General features: G+C 67.0%; 17 protein-coding genes. 8 read left to right on the forward strand and 9 right to left on the reverse strand.

What is annotated here, in order from left to right; genetic code table 11:
* Positions 1-948 carry an NAD(+) diphosphatase gene (gene nudC / locus JOF57_RS17345; protein WP_209918464.1) on the reverse strand — a complete coding sequence of 316 codons (948 nt, stop codon included), beginning with the start codon at positions 946-948 and terminating at the stop codon, positions 1-3.
* Complete coding sequence (locus tag JOF57_RS17350; protein WP_209918466.1) at positions 945-2,039, reverse strand: potassium channel family protein; 1,095 nt, start codon at positions 2,037-2,039, stop codon at positions 945-947. Before JOF57_RS17350 ends, nudC begins: the two co-directional genes overlap by 4 nt.
* A gap of 39 nt (positions 2,040-2,078) precedes the next feature.
* Between JOF57_RS17350 and JOF57_RS17355 the strand changes: the two genes are divergently transcribed.
* Together JOF57_RS17355 and JOF57_RS17360 are read left to right on the forward strand one after the other, a co-directional pair.
* Entirely contained in the window at positions 2,079-2,468 is a 390-nt protein-coding gene (locus tag JOF57_RS17355; protein WP_209918468.1) for a DoxX family protein, read from the forward strand.
* Positions 2,469-2,597: 129 nt separating this feature from the next.
* Entirely contained in the window at positions 2,598-3,311 is a 714-nt protein-coding gene (locus tag JOF57_RS17360; RefSeq protein WP_209918470.1) for a VIT1/CCC1 transporter family protein, read from the forward strand.
* Positions 3,312-3,328: 17 nt separating this feature from the next.
* Here JOF57_RS17360 and JOF57_RS17365 read toward each other — a convergent pair whose 3' ends face one another.
* The gene (locus tag JOF57_RS17365; RefSeq protein ID WP_209918472.1) at positions 3,329-6,676 is read right to left on the reverse strand and encodes an ATP-dependent helicase; all 3,348 of its coding nucleotides are present in this window, start codon (positions 6,674-6,676) and stop codon (positions 3,329-3,331) included.
* Positions 6,616-9,756, reverse strand: coding sequence for an ATP-dependent helicase (locus JOF57_RS17370; protein WP_209918474.1), 3,141 nt, complete (start codon positions 9,754-9,756; stop codon positions 6,616-6,618). The genes JOF57_RS17365 and JOF57_RS17370 overlap by 61 nt, the downstream gene beginning before the upstream one ends.
* A 212-nt stretch (positions 9,757-9,968) precedes the next feature.
* Here JOF57_RS17370 and JOF57_RS17375 point away from each other — a divergent pair, with 212 nt between their 5' ends.
* From JOF57_RS17375 to JOF57_RS17390, 4 genes are all read left to right on the forward strand, one after another.
* Positions 9,969-10,148, forward strand: a complete 180-nt coding sequence (locus JOF57_RS17375) for a hypothetical protein (protein WP_209918476.1) — start codon at positions 9,969-9,971, stop codon at positions 10,146-10,148.
* An 8-nt stretch (positions 10,149-10,156) separates the two neighbouring features.
* Positions 10,157-11,050, forward strand: a complete 894-nt coding sequence (locus JOF57_RS17380; protein WP_209918478.1) for a hypothetical protein — start codon at positions 10,157-10,159, stop codon at positions 11,048-11,050.
* A 152-nt stretch (positions 11,051-11,202) separates the two neighbouring features.
* Entirely contained in the window at positions 11,203-11,976 is a 774-nt protein-coding gene (locus tag JOF57_RS17385) for an alpha/beta hydrolase (RefSeq protein ID WP_209918480.1), read from the forward strand.
* A 2-nt stretch (positions 11,977-11,978) separates the two neighbouring features.
* Positions 11,979-12,275 carry an MGMT family protein gene (locus tag JOF57_RS17390; protein ID WP_209918482.1) on the forward strand — a complete coding sequence of 99 codons (297 nt, stop codon included), beginning with the start codon at positions 11,979-11,981 and terminating at the stop codon, positions 12,273-12,275.
* A gap of 8 nt (positions 12,276-12,283) precedes the next feature.
* Here the strand turns inward: JOF57_RS17390 and JOF57_RS17395 are convergent, their stop codons facing one another.
* From JOF57_RS17395 to JOF57_RS17405, 3 genes are all read right to left on the reverse strand, one after another.
* Complete coding sequence (locus JOF57_RS17395; RefSeq protein WP_209918484.1) at positions 12,284-13,138, reverse strand: TIGR02569 family protein; 855 nt, start codon at positions 13,136-13,138, stop codon at positions 12,284-12,286.
* Positions 13,139-13,174: 36 nt separating this feature from the next.
* The gene (gene moeZ, locus JOF57_RS17400; protein WP_209923456.1) at positions 13,175-14,353 is read right to left on the reverse strand and encodes an adenylyltransferase/sulfurtransferase MoeZ; all 1,179 of its coding nucleotides are present in this window, start codon (positions 14,351-14,353) and stop codon (positions 13,175-13,177) included.
* A gap of 145 nt (positions 14,354-14,498) precedes the next feature.
* Positions 14,499-15,548 carry a DUF3152 domain-containing protein gene (locus tag JOF57_RS17405; protein WP_209918486.1) on the reverse strand — a complete coding sequence of 350 codons (1,050 nt, stop codon included), beginning with the start codon at positions 15,546-15,548 and terminating at the stop codon, positions 14,499-14,501.
* Positions 15,549-15,748: 200 nt separating this feature from the next.
* Here JOF57_RS17405 and JOF57_RS17410 point away from each other — a divergent pair, with 200 nt between their 5' ends.
* Complete coding sequence (locus JOF57_RS17410; RefSeq protein ID WP_209918488.1) at positions 15,749-16,405, forward strand: HTH-type transcriptional activator FasR; 657 nt, start codon at positions 15,749-15,751, stop codon at positions 16,403-16,405.
* Here the strand turns inward: JOF57_RS17410 and JOF57_RS17415 are convergent.
* A complete protein-coding gene (locus tag JOF57_RS17415) occupies positions 16,402-16,662 on the reverse strand; it encodes a DUF3107 domain-containing protein (RefSeq protein WP_209918489.1) in 261 nt (86 codons plus the stop codon). The genes JOF57_RS17410 and JOF57_RS17415 overlap by 4 nt on opposite strands.
* A 230-nt stretch (positions 16,663-16,892) precedes the next feature.
* On the opposite strand from JOF57_RS17415, the gene JOF57_RS17420 reads away from it, so the two are divergent.
* Positions 16,893-17,645 (forward strand): MmpS family transport accessory protein, encoded by a 753-nt coding sequence (locus JOF57_RS17420; RefSeq protein WP_209918491.1) that lies wholly within the window; start codon positions 16,893-16,895, stop codon positions 17,643-17,645.
* 36 nt (positions 17,646-17,681) lie between these two features.
* Here the strand turns inward: JOF57_RS17420 and JOF57_RS17425 are convergent, their stop codons facing one another.
* A complete protein-coding gene (locus JOF57_RS17425; protein WP_209918493.1) occupies positions 17,682-18,380 on the reverse strand; it encodes a ferritin-like fold-containing protein in 699 nt (232 codons plus the stop codon).
* Position 18,381 lies beyond the last annotated feature (1 nt).

Below are 18,381 nucleotides of genomic sequence, written 5' to 3' on the forward strand. Positions count from 1 at the left end.
TCAGTCCAGGGCCGCCCAGGACTCGATGATGTCCCGGGCGATCGAGATCGACCCGGGCAGCAGCAACCGTGACCGCGAATCGCCGTCGACCGCACTCCAGTCACCCTGATCCAGCGCCTCGCGGATCTCGGCCCTGGTGAACCAGTCGGCCTCGGCGATCTCGCCGTCGTTGAACGAGAACGGCTGTTCGGGATCGCCGATCGCATGAAAGCCCACCATCAGCGACCGCGGGAACGGCCACGGCTGGCTCCCGAGGTACTGCACGTCGGTCACCGTGAGCCCGACCTCCTCGGAGATCTCACGCACCACACATGTCTCGAAGGATTCGCCGGCCTCGACGAATCCGGCCAGGATCGAGAACAATCGCTCGGGCCACCCCGTCTGCCGGGCCAGCACCGCACGGTCGTGACCGTCGTGGACCAGGCAGATCACCGCCGGATCGATGCGCGGGAATTCCTCGTGGCCGCTGACCGGGTCGACCCGCGACCAGCCGCCTTTCGCCGATTTTGTCACCGCACCGTCCGCCGCACTGAATCGCGCCCGGTCATGCCAATTCAGCAATGCGGTAGCCGTCGCCACCAACTGTGCGCTGACGTCGTCGAAGACCTCACCTGCCCGGCGCAGATCGAGCACCTCGACCGGCGCATCCGGATCCTCGGGCCCCTCCAAGGCGCTGCGGACACCCCAGACATGCCGCCCATCACCCAGCCGTCCCAGGAACACCGCATGCTCCGGGGGCTTGTCGGTGCCGAGACTCGACGCCTTACCGAGAACCACCCGGCCACCCGAGATCAACACCTGGTTGCGGCGGTCGATGCGTAGCAGCAGCGCGTCGTTCCAACCCTCGGTCGCAGCATCGATGTCGGTACGCAACGCATCGGCACGATCGGCGCCGACCCGCGAGAGCAGCGGAACATTGCGCAGACCGAAGGTGAGGCGGGCAGTCATCGCTCGGTGTCCGCGCTGCGGATGTAGAGCAACCGGTCGCCGGCCTCCAGTGCGTCCACCTCGGGTGCATCGACCCGCACCAACCGGCCCCCACGCACCACACCCAGCACGATGTCGTGCAGATGGCGCGGCGAGCCGCCCTCCTCCTTCGGAGTGACCTCGCGTTCGGCGATGGCGAATCCCGCGTCAGGAGTCAGCAGATCCTCCATCATCTCCACCACGCTGGGGGTCTGCGTCGCAATCCCGAGCAGCCGGCCCGCGGTCTCCGAAGACACCACCGTGGAGTCCGCGCCGGACTGCTTGAGCAGATGCAGGTTGTCCGACTCCCGCACCGCCGCGATGATCTTGGCCTTCGGCGCCAGCTCCCGCGCGGTCAACGTGACCAGCACCGCACTGGCGTCGTTGTCGGCCGCGACAATGATCGACTTTGCGTGCTGCGCACCTGCCAGTCGCAGGACAGCGGAATTGGTGGCGTCACCGTGCACGGTCACGAGCCCAGCTCCCTTGGCGCGTTCCAGAGCGGCGGCGTTCTCGTCGACGACGACGATGTCTGCCGGGGCCACCTCGTCGCCGACCATCGCGGCGACCGCCGTGCGACCCTTGGTGCCGTATCCGACGACGACGGTGTGGTTGCGCACTTTGTTCCTCCATCGCTGAATCTTCAGCGCCTGCCGGGATTGGGTAGTCAGGGTTTCCACGGTGGTACCGATGAGCACGATCAGGAAGGCCACCCGCAGCGGCGTGATGACGATGACGTTGACCAGCCGCGCCGAATCCGAATACGGCGTGATGTCCCCATAGCCGGTGGTCGACAGCGACACCGTCGCGTAGTAGAGGCAATCCAGGAACGACAGCGGATCGTTCGCGTTCGGAAGGCTGTCGTTGTCCCGGTAGCCGTACCGATCCGCGTAGACGATGAGCACCGCCGCGAACAATGCCCCCAGCGCATACAGCACCCGCATGAAAATCTTGCGGGCCGGACTGACCCACGGCTCGGGGATCTGCAGCACATCGACGAGTGCGGAAACCGGACGCGTGGTCAGGTTCGAGTCGATCGCGGCGAGTCGGCGCCGCAGCCTGCCTTTAACCACGCGGGATCAATCTGACCAGACGCACGCCACAATGTAACCATGACTACACCCGAGCCTCAGCGGATCTCCTCCGCACCCACCGCCCAACGGATGGCGGCCCTGCTCCTGGGCATGGGCACATTGCACTTCGTCGCGCCCAAACCGTTCGACTCGATCATCCCGGCCGAACTCCCCGGGAGCGCGCGCTTCTACACCTACGCATCCGGCGTCGGTGAGCTGGCCACCGGCGCCCTGCTCGCCGTGCCCCGCACCCGACGCCTGGGTGCGCTGGCCGCCATGGCCCTGTTCATCGCGGTCTTTCCAGGGAACGTGAACATGGTCCGGCTGTGGTGGGACAAGCCCTGGCCGATGCGGATCGTCGCGATCGCCCGACTGCCGCTGCAGATCCCGATGATCACCACAGCGCTTCGGGTGTATCGCAACTCGTAACCTCCGGCCAGAATGCCTGGAAGCCAACGGATTTCGCCATCCGGTGCAGGTTCGGATCTCACCTGGACCAAGGTTTGGCAAGGCTATCGTTGCTGGTGACGGGCGAATTTGGTCGATATGGTCGGGATCGTGACGAACACCAGCCATCCTTCCGAGCCGCATGTGGGGTCACTGTCCTCGAAGCTGAACTGGCTTCGAGCCGGAGTTTTGGGCGCCAACGACGGAATCGTCTCCACGGCCGGCATCGTGGTGGGCGTGGCCGCCGCGACGGTAGAACACACGCCGATTTTCACCGCCGGTATCGCCGGCCTGGCCGCTGGAGCGGTCTCCATGGCGTTGGGTGAATACGTCTCGGTGAGTACGCAGCGTGACAGCGAACGCGCATTGCTGCGCAAGGAACGCCACGAACTGCGCGACGACCCGGTCGCCGAATTGGACGAGTTGAGCGCGCTCTACGAGGCCAAGGGACTGTCGACGGCGACCGCGCGCACAGTGGCCGAGGAGCTCACCGACCACGACGCCTTCGCCGCGCACGCCGAGGTCGAATTGGGTATCGATCCCGACGATCTGACCAATCCGTGGCAGGCGGCGGCATCCTCGGCCTTGTCGTTCACCATCGGTGCGCTGCTGCCGCTGATCGCGATCCTGATCCCGCCGACGACCTGGCGCATCCCGGTGACCGCCGTGGCGGTGCTGCTGGCGCTGATGCTCACCGGTGCGGTCTCGGCCGGACTGGGTGGGGCGCCGAAGGGACGCGCGGTGCTGCGCAACATGATCGGCGGCAGCCTGGCCTTGGTGATCACCTATCTGATCGGCCTGTTGGTGGGCAACACCCTCACCTGAGATCGCCCACCGCGAGCCTAGGCCGGCGAGGCGGTCGGCGGATCGGCCAGTAGGGCCACGAGCTCCTCCTCCCCTGGCAGCGATTCGGGGCTGACGGTGCGCCCTGAGCGCACGTAGTGGAACGCGGCCCGCACTGACTCCGGCGCGCACCCGCGCAGTGCCGCCCAGGCCAGGCGGTACACCGCGAGCTGAACTGCCGCCTGCGCCATTGCTTCCGGCGTGGTCGGTGGCTCTCCGGTTTTCCAGTCGACCACGGTGGTGGTCCCGTCGTCCTGCGCGAAAACTGCGTCGATCCGGCCGCGAACAATGGTGGTTCGGGCCGTTCCGATCACCATGTCGAACGGCACCTCCACCTCGATCGGGGTGCGCGCAGCCCACGACGACATGACGAAGGCGTCCTGTAGCTCGGACAGTTCGGCCGCACCGGCGCGTCCACTGTCACTGTCCACCGCGCCGGGTAGATCGTCGAGGTCGAACAGACGCTCGGAGTGGAAGTACCGCTGCACCCACTCATGGAACGCGGTGCCCAGCAGGGCATGCGGATCCGGACGTTGCGGCAATCGGCGACGCAGGCGCTGCAACGCGGCCTCCCGGTCACGGCTCAACTCCACCAAGGTGCTGACCGACAACTGGCCGGGCAGCTCGAGCCGGGCGACCTGTATCGGCCGATCCCGTTCGGCCAGAAGCGCATCGACGTCAGCGGCCCAGCCCTCCCCGTCGGCCTCGTCGGTATCGCCGGTCGCGTTCCCACGGTCGTCGGCCAGCGCCTGCATCACCAGCGCCGCACCATGGCCAACCTCGGTGTCTCTGGGCTGGGCCGCCGGCCAGATCGCTTCGACAGCCTTGTCCCGCAACGGGTTGACCTCACCGGCCGGCGGATCGGGAACCCACTGCTCGACCTCACCGCACGGACGGCCCTGCGCGGCAGCATCTTCCACAATTGCCTTGATCTCGCACAGGAAATCCGAGGGGCCACGCGGCTTGCTCTCGGTCGCACCCCAGTGATGCCCGGAGATCAGCAAGGTGTCCTCCGAGCGGGTGATCGCGACGTAGAGCAACCGGCGCTCCTCGTCGATGCGGCGCTGTTCGAGGCTACGTTTGTGATCAGAGATCTTGTCCGACAATATTTTCCGGTCGTTGATGTCGGAGGTGTCCAGCACCGGAACACCCAGCTCCGACTCGGTGGCACGATCGCCGCGCAACAGCGGAGGCAGATCGGACGAGTCGGTGAGCCAGGTCCGTGCCGATGCCGTCGACGGGAACACCCGGCCGCTCAGGTGGGGCACCGCCACCACCTGCCATTCCAACCCTTTGGCGGCGTGCACGGTCAGGATCTGCACGCGGTCGTGTGCGACCGTCAATTCGGCGGGCGCCAGGCCGTTTTCCACCTCGGTTGCCACATCCAGGTAGGCCAGCAGCGCGAGCACCGACCCACCCGACCGCCCGGCGAAGTCGGCCACCAGATCACCGAACGTGTCCAGGTTCTCGGTCCCGGTCCAGCCCGCCGCCACCGGGCGCGCCGCGCGAGCCTCGGCATCCAATCCCGCGACCCGCCGCACCTCGGCCACCAGTTCGGGCAGCGGGTGGCTCAGGTGTGCCCGCAGCATGGTCAGCTCGCGCCCAAGGGCCTCGATCCGCTGATAACCCGCCGGCGAATAGTGTTCGGCGGCACCGGGATCGCAGAGCGCGTCGGCCAGGCAGGCCGAATCGGCATCCGGGGCGGCCTGGGCCACGATCTCGGCGGCGCTGGCCTCCCCCACCGGCCGGTCGTCGAGTTCCCTGGCCCGGCGCCACAGCGCGGCGATATCCCGGGCACCGAACCGCCACCGCGGCCCGGTCAGCACCCGCATCACCGCCGATCCCGCGGCGGGATCGGCCACCAACCGCAGCATCGCCACCAGATCCGCCACCTCGGGTACGGCCAGCAGTCCGGCCACCCCGACCACCTCGACCGGCACCCCCCGCTCGCTGAGCGCCTCGGCCATCGGCGCGGCGTCGGCGTTGCGCCGCACCAGCACCGCTGCGGTCGGCGTGTCCACCCCCTGTGCCACCGCACCGTGGTAGATCCGGGCCAGATGGTCTGCGACCCAATCGCGTTCGGTCTCGACGTCATTCAGCAGGGCACACCGGATGGTCCCCGGCTCGGCGTCGGGCCGGGGCCGCAGCTCATGCACCGTCACCGACCGGCTGCGTGCCTCGGCCGACACCGCATTGGCCAGATGCAGGGCACTCGGCGGGTTGCGCCAACTGGTCCGCAGTTCCAGCGTCGGCGCGGGAGTCCCATCGGCCAGCGGAAAGTCCGTGGTGAACCGGGGCAGGTTGGTCGCCGACGCGCCCCGCCAGCCATAGATCGACTGGATCGGGTCACCCACCGCGGTCAGTGCCAGGCCTTCGTCGGCGCCGCCACCGAACAGCGAGGACAACGCGACCCGCTGCGCGTGCCCGGTGTCCTGGTACTCGTCGAGCAGCACCACCCGGAAACGTTGCCGCAGTTGCTCACCGACCTGGGGGAAACTCGCGGCCAGTCGCGCTGCCGCCGACATCTGCATCCCGAAATCCATCACCTTGTCGGCGCGCATCCGCTGGTGCAGTGCGTCGATCAGGGGCACCAGTTCGGTGCGTTCGGTCTGGGTGGCCAGCATCTTGAGCAGCCACTGACTGGGCCCGCGGTCACGCTGATACGGGCCGGAGGGCAAGGTGTGCACCAACCGTTCCAGTTCCACATGCGTGTCACGCAATTGATCGGTGTCCACGAGATGCTCGGCCAGCGCGCCGGCCAGGCGCAGCACCATTCCGGTGACAGCGGCCGGGGTCTTGTCGATCGCCAGCTCCCCCGGGTGCGCACACACCACGTCGAAGGCCAACTGCCACAGCTCGGTCTCGCTGAGCAGCCGGGTGTCCGGTTCGACCGGCAGCAGGAGGCCGTGCTCGCGCAACAGGGTGCCGGCGAACGCGTGGTAGGTACTGACCGTCGCGACCTCGTCGGGGCCGCCGGTCACCGGCGCGAGACCGGCGCCGGCGAGCCGGGCCAGCCGGGTTCGCACCCGACGCAGCAACTGTCCAGCCGCCTTGCGCGTGAAGGTGAGGCCCAGCACCTGTGCGGGCGTGGCATAACCGTTGGCGACCAACCAGACGACGCGGGCCGCCATGGTCTCGGTCTTACCCGCGCCCGCGCCCGCAATGACCACCAGCGGCCCCGGCGGCGCGGCGATCACCGCGGCCTGCTCCTCGGTCGGCGGAAACAACCCCAACGCGTCGGACAACTCGGCCGGGCTGTACCGCACGCCGGTCTGCGCGGCTTCCGTCACGACCGGTCCCCCGCAGCCTGCGCCGGGCACGACGACCGCACCGGGCAGTTGGCGCATCCGTCGTTGACGCGGGCGGTGAACTGCGGTCCGGCGGTGGCCGCCGCCGCACTGCTGACCGTGCCCAGCCAGTCGGCACGGGTATCTGGTGTCATCGGATCCTGTTCGCGTTCGGTGGCGCCCGCCGCCCCCGCCTTGCCCAGGTAAACCAACCGGCCCCCACCCGGCTCGTCGCCGTGCGGCAACAGCCCCGCGGCCACCGCAAGCTGATAGGTGGCCAGCTGGGCATGCTTCTGCGCGTCGTCCTTGGTGACCGGACTCTTGCCGGTCTTGAGGTCGACCACGACCAGCCGGTCCGCCTGGTCACGCTCGAGGCGGTCCAGCCGGCCCCGCACCTGAACACCCGGCCCGTCGGGCCCCGGCTCGACGAGCGCGCCCTCCACATCGATCTCGGTGGCGACCTCGGTCAGCCGGCCCCGGGTGTCCGCACGCCACCGGGTGAAGGTCTCCAGCATCTCGCGGTGGCGGGACAACTCGTTGTCCGAATACCACTTCGCATCGAAAGGCAGGTCTTCCCAGACTTTTTCCAGGTCGTTGACCAACTGGCTCTCGGTCTTGCCGGAATCCGCCACCAGCGCGTGCAGCAACGACCCGACCGTCGAACGCACGTCGCGTCCGTCACTACCGCCGTGGCGCTCAAGCAGCCAGCGCAGTGGACAGTCGGTGAGCATCTGCAGCGTCGACGGCGACAGGGTTACCACCTGGTCGGGATCCGACCACAGCGGTTCCTCGGTGGACAACGCCGTCATGGTGTGCCATTGCGAAGGATCAGCCCCTAGCACCCCCGCCGCGGCTAGCCTGGCCAATTGAGTTGCCGCACAGGACCGGGACTCGTCATCGACGGCACCTTCCGGCGCACATACGACGGCGCGCAGCCGACCGACCACCGCTGAGGGAAGCAGCACCCGGGGCGCCGCCAACGGCGGCAGCGGCACCGACTCCGTTGCCACCTCCGCCAGTTCGGCACAGAACGGTGACGGCAGCAGCGATTCGTCCCCACCGTCGCTGTCGACGGCGGTCACCAGCAGGCGGGTCCGGGCCCGGCCCATAGCCGCCATCAACAGCCGGCGTTCCTCGGCGAGCAGGGGCGCCCGGGTCGACACCACCCGGTCATCCGGGGCGGCCACCCCGTCGAGAACATCCACCAGATTCTGCGTACCCAGGATGCCGCCCCGCGGAACAGTGTTGGGCCACAGCCCTTCCTGCACGCCGGCGATAACCACGAAGTCCCACTCCCGGCCGAGTGCGGCGTGCGCGCTGAGTACCGAGACCGCGTCGGGCCTGGCGCTCGAATCCGAGGCCGACATCGACGATCCCAATGTCGCCACGTGGTCCACCAACCCGCGCAACGACGCACCCGCCGTGCGGCCCACATACTGGTCAGCCACATCGAACAGTGCGGTCACCGCGTCCAGGTCGCGGTCGGCCTGGGCTCCGATGGTGCCGCCCCGCTCACTGGCGGCCAGCCAGCGCGGCTGCAACCGGCAGGCATTCCAGGCCTGCCACAGGGTGTAGCGCGGATCGGCGCCGTCCCGCTCGCTGCGACGGGCTGCGGCCAGCACCGACCGCAGCCGACGCAGCGGCTTGGCGTGCTCGGCCGACAAACCGGCCGGCTCCGCATCGATGGCGGCGACGAGGAGGTCGGTGAAATCCTTTGGCGGCGTGGACCCATCGGCACGCCGCAGGGCGCGTCGCAACTGCCGCAGGGTCACCGGGTCGACACGTCCGATCGGGCCGGTGAGCAGGCTGACGGCGCTGTCACCGTCCAGGTGGTGTGTCGTCACCTCCAACACTGTCAGCATGGCTGCGACCGCAGGCTGCTGCGCCAGCCCCAGGTCAGTGCCCGTGGCCTGTACCGGCACCCCGGCCCCGCTCAAGGCCCGCGCCAATGCCGCACCCACCCGCGGAATCGAGCGCACCACCACCGCCATCTCGGACCAGGGCACCCCGTCGACCAGATGGGCACGGCGCACAGCGTCGGCGATGTAGGCGTTCTCGGCATGCGGAGTGGCCGCCAACCGCATGGTCACCTCACCCTGTCCGCGCTCCGGGTTGCCTTCCAGCGCCCGGCCTGCGTTGAGTCCGGGCAGTCGGCCGGCGATACCCGAGATCGCCGAAGCGACCGCAGGGGTACAGCGGTGCGACCGCGTGAGGGTGATCGCCGGCACGTCGTCGCCGTGGTCGCGCAACAACACGGGATCGGCGCCGCGGTAGGAGAACACCGTCTGGTCGGGGTCGCCGGCAATGACGGTCAACCCCGCCCCGGCAGCCAGCACCCGGATCAACAGAGCGGCCTGCGGGTCGAGGTGCTGGGCATCGTCGACCAACAGCAGGCTGATCCGCGCCCGCTCGGCGGCCAGCAGATCCGCGTCGGTCCCGAGTGCCTCCAGCGCCGCACCGACGAGTTCGGCCGCCCCCAGCGCCGGGACCGTGGCCTGCGGTGCGGCCATCCCGACCGCGGACCTCAACAGCATGATCTGCTCGTAGGCCTGCGCGAACCGGCCCGCCGCCAACCATTCCGGGCGTCCGGCCGACCGACCCAGTCGCTGCAGGGCGCGCGGATCCACCCCGCGCTCGGTGCAGCGGGCCATCAGATCACGCAACTCAGTGGCGAAACCCGCAGTGCTCAGCGCCGGCCACAGCTGCTCGGGCCAGCCCACGGGGGAATCCGCACCATCCTCGATATCTCCGGCCAGCAGTTCCCGGATGATGCCGTCTTGTTCGGCCGTGGTGATCAGCCGCGGCGGCGGATCACCGTTGCGCTGGGCCGCCAGGCGCAGGAGTGCGAACGCATACGAGTGCACCGTGCGCACCATCGGTTCCCGCACGACGCCGTGGGTACCCGCCCCGAGCAGCCGGGCGGTGATGGCGGCCCTGGCCTCGCCCCGCAACCGGGCCGATCCGGTCAGCAACAGCACCGACTCGGGGTCGGTGCCCGCCGCGATGTGGTCGACGGCGGTGCCGATCAACAGCGAGCTCTTCCCGGTGCCCGGCCCGCCCAGCACCCGCACCACCCCGCCGCGTCCCGGTACGAGCAGCTCGGTAGCCGCCGGTGCCGGTTCGACATGGTGTGTGGTCATGAGAAGCATGACACCAGAAGGGACCGACAAGTAGCGGAGCGGAGCCGCTTTAGCACTATTGGCCGCACCGGCGCGGGAAGCCCGATATTTTCTGCAGTTGACGTGTGCGACCGTGATACCTTTTTGGCCACAAACCAACACCTTCTGGGTGTACAGGTTTGGGGAAGTCGTGGCGGACGAGTTACGGGTGGAACCGGTGGCAGTAGCGGCCGATGCTGATCGAATTGATTCGGCTGCCAAGGGTTTACGGCGACCGCGACGTGATGCCCCATAGCGTCGAGCAGCGCGCACAAATCTTCATCAGCCTGCCCGACACCCCGCCCCAAGCCGGAGCCAGCAATACCCGCATGGCCCGAGGCCGCAGCATAAGCCGCATGAACGGATGCCCATGAAGATACGAATGGCCAGGAAAACACTCGCCATTGTTACGGCAGCAGCGTGTCTCATGACCGGGTGTTCCGGCCACCAGGAACCGTCTGCTGCCCCTGCGGTCGCAAAAAATATGTTCCCGAACTGGCCCAGTGATTTCAATGGTTTCCGGTTCCGATGGACAGCACAACCCGGGACAGACCTGCTTACCGGCCCCGCCATACCGGTGCGCGCCTACCTAGAATCCTATCGAATTGGATCGATGACAAAATCGTCACCGAATACCTACCCCGGGTTTCAGCGGGCCCTGCCCGATCTTCTCGACCCCCGAGTCGGCAGTACCGAGGAGTGGCTCAATCTGCCATTGGAGTTGAGATGGATAATTCCCTCAAGCAATAGGAATCTCAATTATGTTGAGGGACCGTTCTTCGGCAACCATTACTTCCACATCATGGAACTCTCCCCGCTCACAGACGGCTACCTGGCCTACGTATGCGAGGGCAAATACAACGTCTTTGCCCCGGCCATCAGACAGCCTGAAAAATATGCCTCAGTGCTGGGCTCCCCGAGTGGCAAACTGGACGTCGCTAAGCTCGAGTACTCGGTAACTCTGTGGCGGATTGAACTCAAGAACGGCGATGGTGCGACCGTTGGTATGCAACCTCAAACCGGCAGGAACCCCGCACCCGTTGGTGACGTGTTCGGACACTGGAAAATCACCGGCGCCTCACAAGGAGGCTACTGGGGCCAGGTCGGGAAACCCACCCACACGCCGCAAGATCCGGACTATGTCCACATGGAACAACAGTGCCGTGACGTCATGCCCCACAACACTGCGCAGCGAGCCCAGATCCTCATGAGTGTTCTCGACACCCCACCCCAAGCCGAGCCAGCAGTACCCGGATGGCCCGACAGCACAGTTTGACACCTGCGACCCGAACCGCCTGGGCCGCTTTATGCCACCGGCGCAACCAACGCCAAGAGCGCACGCGATCACCAAGTCAGCACAAGCTCGCCGAGCGCCCGACAAGTAGATCCCATAAACCCGCCAGACCAACCTCCTGGCAGCATGAACGGATGTCAGTCGCGAAGTTGCACGTCCACCGCTACGGCCCCGATGAACCCGCCCGACTGTTGCTGATCCACGGGTTGACCGGACACGGGGAACGCTGGAAGACACTGGCCGAGCAGCACCTGCCCGAGGTGGCGGTGCTCGCGCCAGATCTGCTCGGGCACGGCCGCTCATCGTGGGCTGCCCCGTGGACGCTCGACGCCAACGTCGAGGCCCTGGCCGCACTGCTGGATGGTCCGACCATGGTGGCCGGGCATTCGTTCGGAGGTGCGGTGGCACTGAATCTGGCTGCCGCGCATCCCGATCTGGTCAGCGGGCTGGTGCTGTTGGACCCCGCGGTGGAACTGGACGGCGAATGGATGCGCGAGATCGCCGACGCCATGTTGGCCTCTCCCGACTATCCTGACCGCGCCGAGGCGCGCGCGGAGAAGGCCAACGGTTCGTGGGGCGAGGTGGCACCGGATGAGTTGGACCGTGACCTCGACGAACACCTCGTCGAACTACCCGGCGGACGCTACGGGTGGCGGATCAGCATCCCGGCCATGATGTCGTATTGGAGCGAGTTGGCCCGCCCGGTTTCCCTGCCGCGCAAGGGCACTCCCACGGTTCTCGTCCGCGCGACCCACACCCGTCCACCGTATGCGCGGGACGGCCTCATCAGTGCACTCGATGGGCAACTCGGCCAGGATTTCACCCTGCTGGATTGGGACTGCGACCACATGGTGGCCCAGGCCAAACCCGCCGAGACCGCGAAGTTGATCCTCGAACAGCTGGGCTGACGATGCCGGCCGTCACCGAGGAGCAGGTGGAGCTGGTGCGGACCCTGGTGGCCGCGATCCCGTCGGGCCGCGTCTGCACATACGGCGACATTGCCGATGCCGCAGAGCTTTCCAGCCCACGGATCGTCGGTTGGATCATGCGCACCGACTCCTCGGACCTGCCCTGGCACCGGGTGATCCCCGCCTCGGGGCGCCCGGCCCCGCACCTGGCCACCCGGCAGCTGGAACGGCTGCGCGCCGAAGGGGTGCTGGCCGTAGACGGGCGGGTACGCCTGGCAGAGTACCGCCACCAGTTCTGACCGCGAGACTAGAGGGTCAGCCGGACCAATGAGGCAGTGCGGGCCAGGCCAGGGAAGGCCGCGGCGGTGGACCGCGGGTGCAGCGCATGCACGGCCAGGCGGAACATCAACGCCCGCAACAACATCTGCGGCCATTCGGGTAGCGACTGCCACCGTTCGACCAGCCCGTCGTCGGCATCACCCCAGGACAACGCGTCGATCACCACCACCCCCGCAGCCCACGGGGCGGGCCGCCAGTACGGGGTGATGTCGGTGATACCCGGCGCGGCCGTTCCGGCGAAAAGCACTGTGCCGTAAAGGTCACCGTGGACCAGTTGACTGGCGCTCTTGGTCGGCCTGCGCAGACTGGCCAACTGATTGATCAGCTCGACCGAGCGCTGGCCATCCGACGATCCGGGCGAGACCCTGGCGCCGGGCGGCAACGAATGCAGCGGCCGGTCCTCCCAGGCCGCCCGGTCTGCGGCGATGAACACGTCGATGTCGGCCCACGGCGCGACGGGCGGTTGGGTCAGGAAGCGCGGTCGTTCCAATGTCGAGGTGGCCTCGTGCAATCGCACTGCGGCCGACACCACTTCATCGTGACGGGGCTCGGGCGTGCCGGCGACGAAGGTATCCGCCCGCCACCCGGCGACCACGTAGCGGCCGTCCGTTGAACGGACCGGGCGGGCCAGCCGCACCCCGTCGATGAATAGCGATTCCCGAACCTTGGCCGACCACGCCGCACGGGCGTGCTCGGGCACCATCGACATCACCACTTCGCCGCAGCGCCAGCCACCCTCCCAGCCTGAGCCGAGCGGTTCCGGGGCCGACCCGGACAGGCCGAACGCCGCCAGCACATGTTCCGGCGGCCGTTCCACAGTCACAACCTCAGCCTAAGGTGTTGACCGGCAAACCAGCCGTCAGTACATCACCATGTCGGGCTCGAGTTGCTTGGCCCAGGCCACAATTCCGCCCTGCAGATGCACCGCATCGGAAAAACCGGCCTTCTTGACGATGGCGAGCACCTCAGCCGACCGTATTCCGGTCTTGCAGTACAGCACCGATGTTCGGTCCACCGGGAGCTTGGCCAATGCGTCACCCGATTCGAACGTCGGCTTCGGGATGAGCTCGGCCCCCTCGATGTGATTGATATCCCACTCGACGGGCTCGCGGACATCGATCAGCGCCAACGGTTTTCCGGAGTCGATGAGTTCCTTGAGCTCCAGCGGGGTGACCGTCGATCCGGCAGCGGCTTCCGCGGCGGCATCCGACACCACGCCGCAGAATGCCTCGTAATCGATCAACTCGGTGATCTTGGGAGTTGCCGGGTCCTTGCGGATCCGGATGGTCCGGTAAGTCATGTCCAGCGCGTCGTAGACCATCAGCCGACCGAGCAGAGGCTCGCCGATGCCGGTGATGAGCTTGATGGCCTCGGTCCCCATCACCGACGCGATCGAGGCACACAGGATGCCCAGCACCCCACCTTCGGCGCACGAGGGCACCATGCCCGGTGGCGGCGGCTCGGGATAGAGGTCGCGGTAGTTCAGCCCAAGGCCGTCGGGGGCGTCCTCCCAGAACACCGACACCTGGCCTTCGAACCGGTAGATCGAACCCCACACGTAGGGCTTGCTCGCGAGCACCGCGGCATCGTTGACCAGGTAGCGGGTGGCGAAGTTGTCGGTGCCGTCCAGGATCAGGTCGTACTGGCTGAACAGCTCCACCGCATTGTCGGGCTCCAACCGGAACTCATGCAGATTCACCGTCACCAGCGGGTTGATCTCCAGAACCGAATCCCTGGCGCTCTGCGCCTTGGGCCGGCCGATGTCGGACTGGCCGTGGATGATCTGCCGCTGCAGGTTCGACTCGTCGACCACGTCGAAGTCGATGATGCCGAGCGTGCCCACCCCGGCGGCCGCCAGGTACAACAGCGTGGGTGACCCGAGCCCACCGGCCCCGATCACCAGCACCTTGGCGTTCTTCAGCCGTTTCTGGCCGATCACCCCGACGTCCGGAATGATCAGGTGCCGGCTGTAGCGGGTCACCTCTTCACGCGTCAGCTCGGCGGCCGGCTCGACCAACGGCGGTAACGACACGTCCAAATTCGCGGACACCGTATGTCTCCTCAGTATTTATGGCAGTTCATCGTCCAGCTGCTCCTACCCACAACGGTAATCCGGTGCCGATACTTCCCGTGCCCCGGTCACCGCGATCTGCGCCCGACGGACTTCACCACAACGGTGGCGGTCAGGCGATCGGGTACGGCCAGGGATTGAATTTGCAGGTCAGACCGTCGGCCGTGACCGTTCCCGGGTCGAACTTGGCGGCATCATCGTTCGACGTGGAGAACGTCTGCTGCATCATGATCGGCGCCAACTGCCCGTTCGCCTCGCAGGCCTCATGCCGCTGATACCCGATGGCGTGACCAACCTCGTGATTGACCAGGTACTGACGGTAGGAGCCGATATCCCCCTGGAAGGGCACCGCGCCGCGGACCCATCGGGCCTCGTTGACGAAAACCCGGTGCTGGTTCCCGTCGTAGGACGGGTTGTAGCAGGACGCCTCCAACTGGATGTCGTAGCCGCAGCCGTCGCGCACCGTCATCGGCGAGGTCAGCGACACCCGGAAGTCGGGGTCGATACCGCTGCTCTCGTCCACCCGCGTGAAGGCGAACAGCCCGTTGTGTGTCCAACTCTTGGGATTGGCCAGGGTCTCGCTGACCATCCGGGCGAAGCCGTCGTCGCCACCGAACGAGGTGGTGTCCACACCGTCCTCGACCTCGACGGTGTAGGTGAAGGATTTCGTGGTGCCTGCACCGATCTTGGGCGTGGTGCCGGGCACGATCCGCCAGGCCCGGTTTCCGGCCTCGGTGAACTGCCCGCCCGAGGGCAGGATGCCGGTGGGCAGGTCCACGTCGAACTGGGTCAGGCCTTTGGGCGGCGCACCGATGATGGCGGTGCTGGCTACATCGATGGGGGTAGGTAGACCCTGCACCGGGCCTTCGACCGCCGAGGCATCGGTGGCGCTGTCGACGACCACCATGCCGGCGATGGCCTGATAGCCCGCCACGAGGGTCACCACGATGAGCACCGGCAGCGCATACGCCCGCCAGCCGTAGGTGGAGATGAAGTGGCCGATCCATGTCTGCTTACGCCACTGCTGGTGGTCGTCCCGATTGGATCTGGCTCGTCCTGAATCGGAGGCAATCGGATCTCGCTGAGCGCGGAGCGGCTCCCGCCACTCATTGCGCAGCGCCGGGACACGGCCACCCCCGCGACGTCCCGGGTCGTAGGTCACCGGACCAGAATGGCACAGAGTCCTGTGGATCGGTTCCGAGCGCAGCTATGCCGTGACCTCGCCGGTGTCAATTCGAAATCCGTGCCCGTTTCGCATCGACCGCACGACAGCAGTGGCGCGTCACGGTAGTAGTGTCGGTGCGATCAGCGGCTTGGATGAACATGTCCAAGTGCGCCAGAGCAATACAGATTGAGGACCTGATGAGCGATCTCGCCAACACCGCCGAGCGGAGAGGCGACAAGCCGCCGACCAGTGGTCGACGCGGCAACCGCCTACCTCGTGATGAGCGGCGCGGGCAGCTGTTGGCGGCCGCCAGCGAAGTATTCGTCGAACGCGGATACCACGCGGCGGGCATGGATGAGATCGCCGAACGCGCAGGCGTGAGCAAGCCCGTTCTGTACCAACACTTCTCGTCGAAGCTCGAGCTGTATCTGGCGGTGCTTCAACGCCACGTCGACAACCTGGTGTCCGGTGTGCGTCAGGCCCTGCGCACCACAACTGACAACCGGCAGCGGCTGCGCGCCGCGGTCGAGGCGTTCTTCGATTTCATCGAGCATGACAGCCAGGGGTATCGGCTGATCTTCGAGAATGACTACGTCAGCGAGCCGCAGGTGGCGGCTCAGGTCAAGGTGGCGACCGAGGCCTGCACCGATGCGGTGTTCGATCTGATCAGCCGCGATTCCGGGCTGGAGGCGCACCGCGCCAGGATGATCGCGGTCGGGTTGGTGGCCGTCAGCGTCGACTCGGCGCGGTACTGGCTGAACAATGAGCGACCGATCGATCGGAATACCGCCGTGGATGGCACGGTGCAGTTCGCCTGGGGCGGACTGTCACACGTGCCACTCACCCGGTCCTAGACCGCTGGAGCGGATGCTCCGGCAGATTCCACGCCAATCCCGAACCCAACCCGGCGCACGTCTGCGGCGCCGATCTCGACATAGGCGATCCGGCTGTTCTGCACCAGGAATCGCCGACCCTTCTCATCGGTCAGCGCCAGCACACCCGAGTCCTTGCTGAGCGCCTCGTTGACCTGCTGCTCCACCTCGGTGGGTGTCTGCGCGCTGTTGAAGGTCAGCTCGCGCGGGCTGTCCGTGACACCAATTTTGACCTCCACGCTGGACCCTTCTTTCTTTCTCACAACGTTTGTCGACTTCCCTGAGCAGGCTAGTGGACGGCCGGGACCATCCACCGCCAGCGGGGCTGCACCGCGGTACGCCGTGCGCGAAACACAGATACCGAACCGAGTCCGGACCGTGACCGACACGCACCGAGCTCAACCTCATCTGTCACTTCTGCCTCGATAACATCAGTTTCGACATTGGACGAGACGACTGGGACAGCCGCATGACCAGGCACTATTCGCCGTATGACACCACCCCGACCGAGCGCTTCGGGGATCGGCCGTATACCCCCGACGGCTATACCCCCGCGCCCGGGACGGACCACTCTGTCGATTACGACACCTACGACGCGAACTACGACGACGAGGTCACCTTCTACGAGGACCCCATCGACCGGCGCTGGATCTGGGTGGCCGCCGTGGCCGGCGCGATCCTGTTGGTCGCGGTGATCTGCACCGTCGTCATCCTCGGCGGCGGGGACAGCGGTTCGGTGTCGGCCACCTTGACCTCACCGTCGGCCCAGCCGACCCAGACCACCGCGCCGGCACAGGACGCCACCTCCAAGCCGGTCCCGCCGCGGGCAGCACCGACTGCGCCGCTCTCCCCCGAAACCGTGACCACGGTGACGCCGTCGCCCAGTGCCAGCGCAGCGCCCGCGCCCGGCGCCCCGCCGGCTGAAGCGGCCCCGCCCGCAGCCACCGTGAGTCCGAACACCATCACCTACCGGGTGACCGGCAACCGGCAACTCATCGACCTGGTGACCATCGTCTACACCGACGCACAGGGCGCATTGCAGACCGACATCAACGTCGCCCTGCCCTGGGCCAAGACCGTGGTGCTCAACCCCGGTGTCCAGCTGAAGTCGGTGACCGCGACCAGCGTCGCCGGTCAGCTCAACTGCTCGATCACCGACGCATCGGGCGCCGTGATCATCGCGCAGGCCAACAACTCGATGATCACCACCTGCACGCAGTAGACCGAACGAGCAGTGACGGACTGGGTCTGGCGGGTATTACGCCAGGCCCAGTTCCTGCATTCGGGACTGGTGGGTGTTCTGCAGCCGGCCGAAGAACTCGGCCAACTGGGTCAGACCCTCACCACTGGACATCACCAGATCGACCAGCTCGTCGTGATCGGCCAGCACGAACTGCGCCTGGGTGACGGCCTCACCGAGCAGCCGACGCGCCCACAGCGCCAGTCGGTGCCGCTGACGGTCGCTCGCGATCACCGCCGCGCGCACCTCGGCAACCACGAACTGCGAATGCCCCGTTTCGGACAGCACCGCGCGCACCACCGCGGCCACCTGCTCGGGCAACGCGTCGGCGATCTCCAGATAAAAATCCGCGGCCAGCGCATCACCGATATAGGTCTTGACCAACGCCTCCAGCCAGGTGCTGGGAGTGGTCATCCGGTGATAGTTCTCCAACACCGGAACGTACTTCGTCATCGCCGGAACGACGTCAACTCCCCTGTGTTCCAACGCATCTCGAAGCAACTCATAGTGGCCCATCTCCGCGGCCGCCATCGACGCCAGGTTGATCCGGCCACGCAGGTTCGGCGCCATGCGCGCCTCTTCGGTAAGCCGGTAGAACGCGGCAACCTCACCGTAGGCCAGCACGGCGAACAGTTCGTTGACCCCGGGATGATCAGCCGTCACGCCAGAATCGACCGGTTCTGCGATCCGTTCCGCGGCAGGCTGAGGCGAATTCATG

The organism is Mycolicibacterium lutetiense (assembly GCF_017876775.1).
Lineage (GTDB): Bacteria > Actinomycetota > Actinomycetes > Mycobacteriales > Mycobacteriaceae > Mycobacterium > Mycobacterium lutetiense.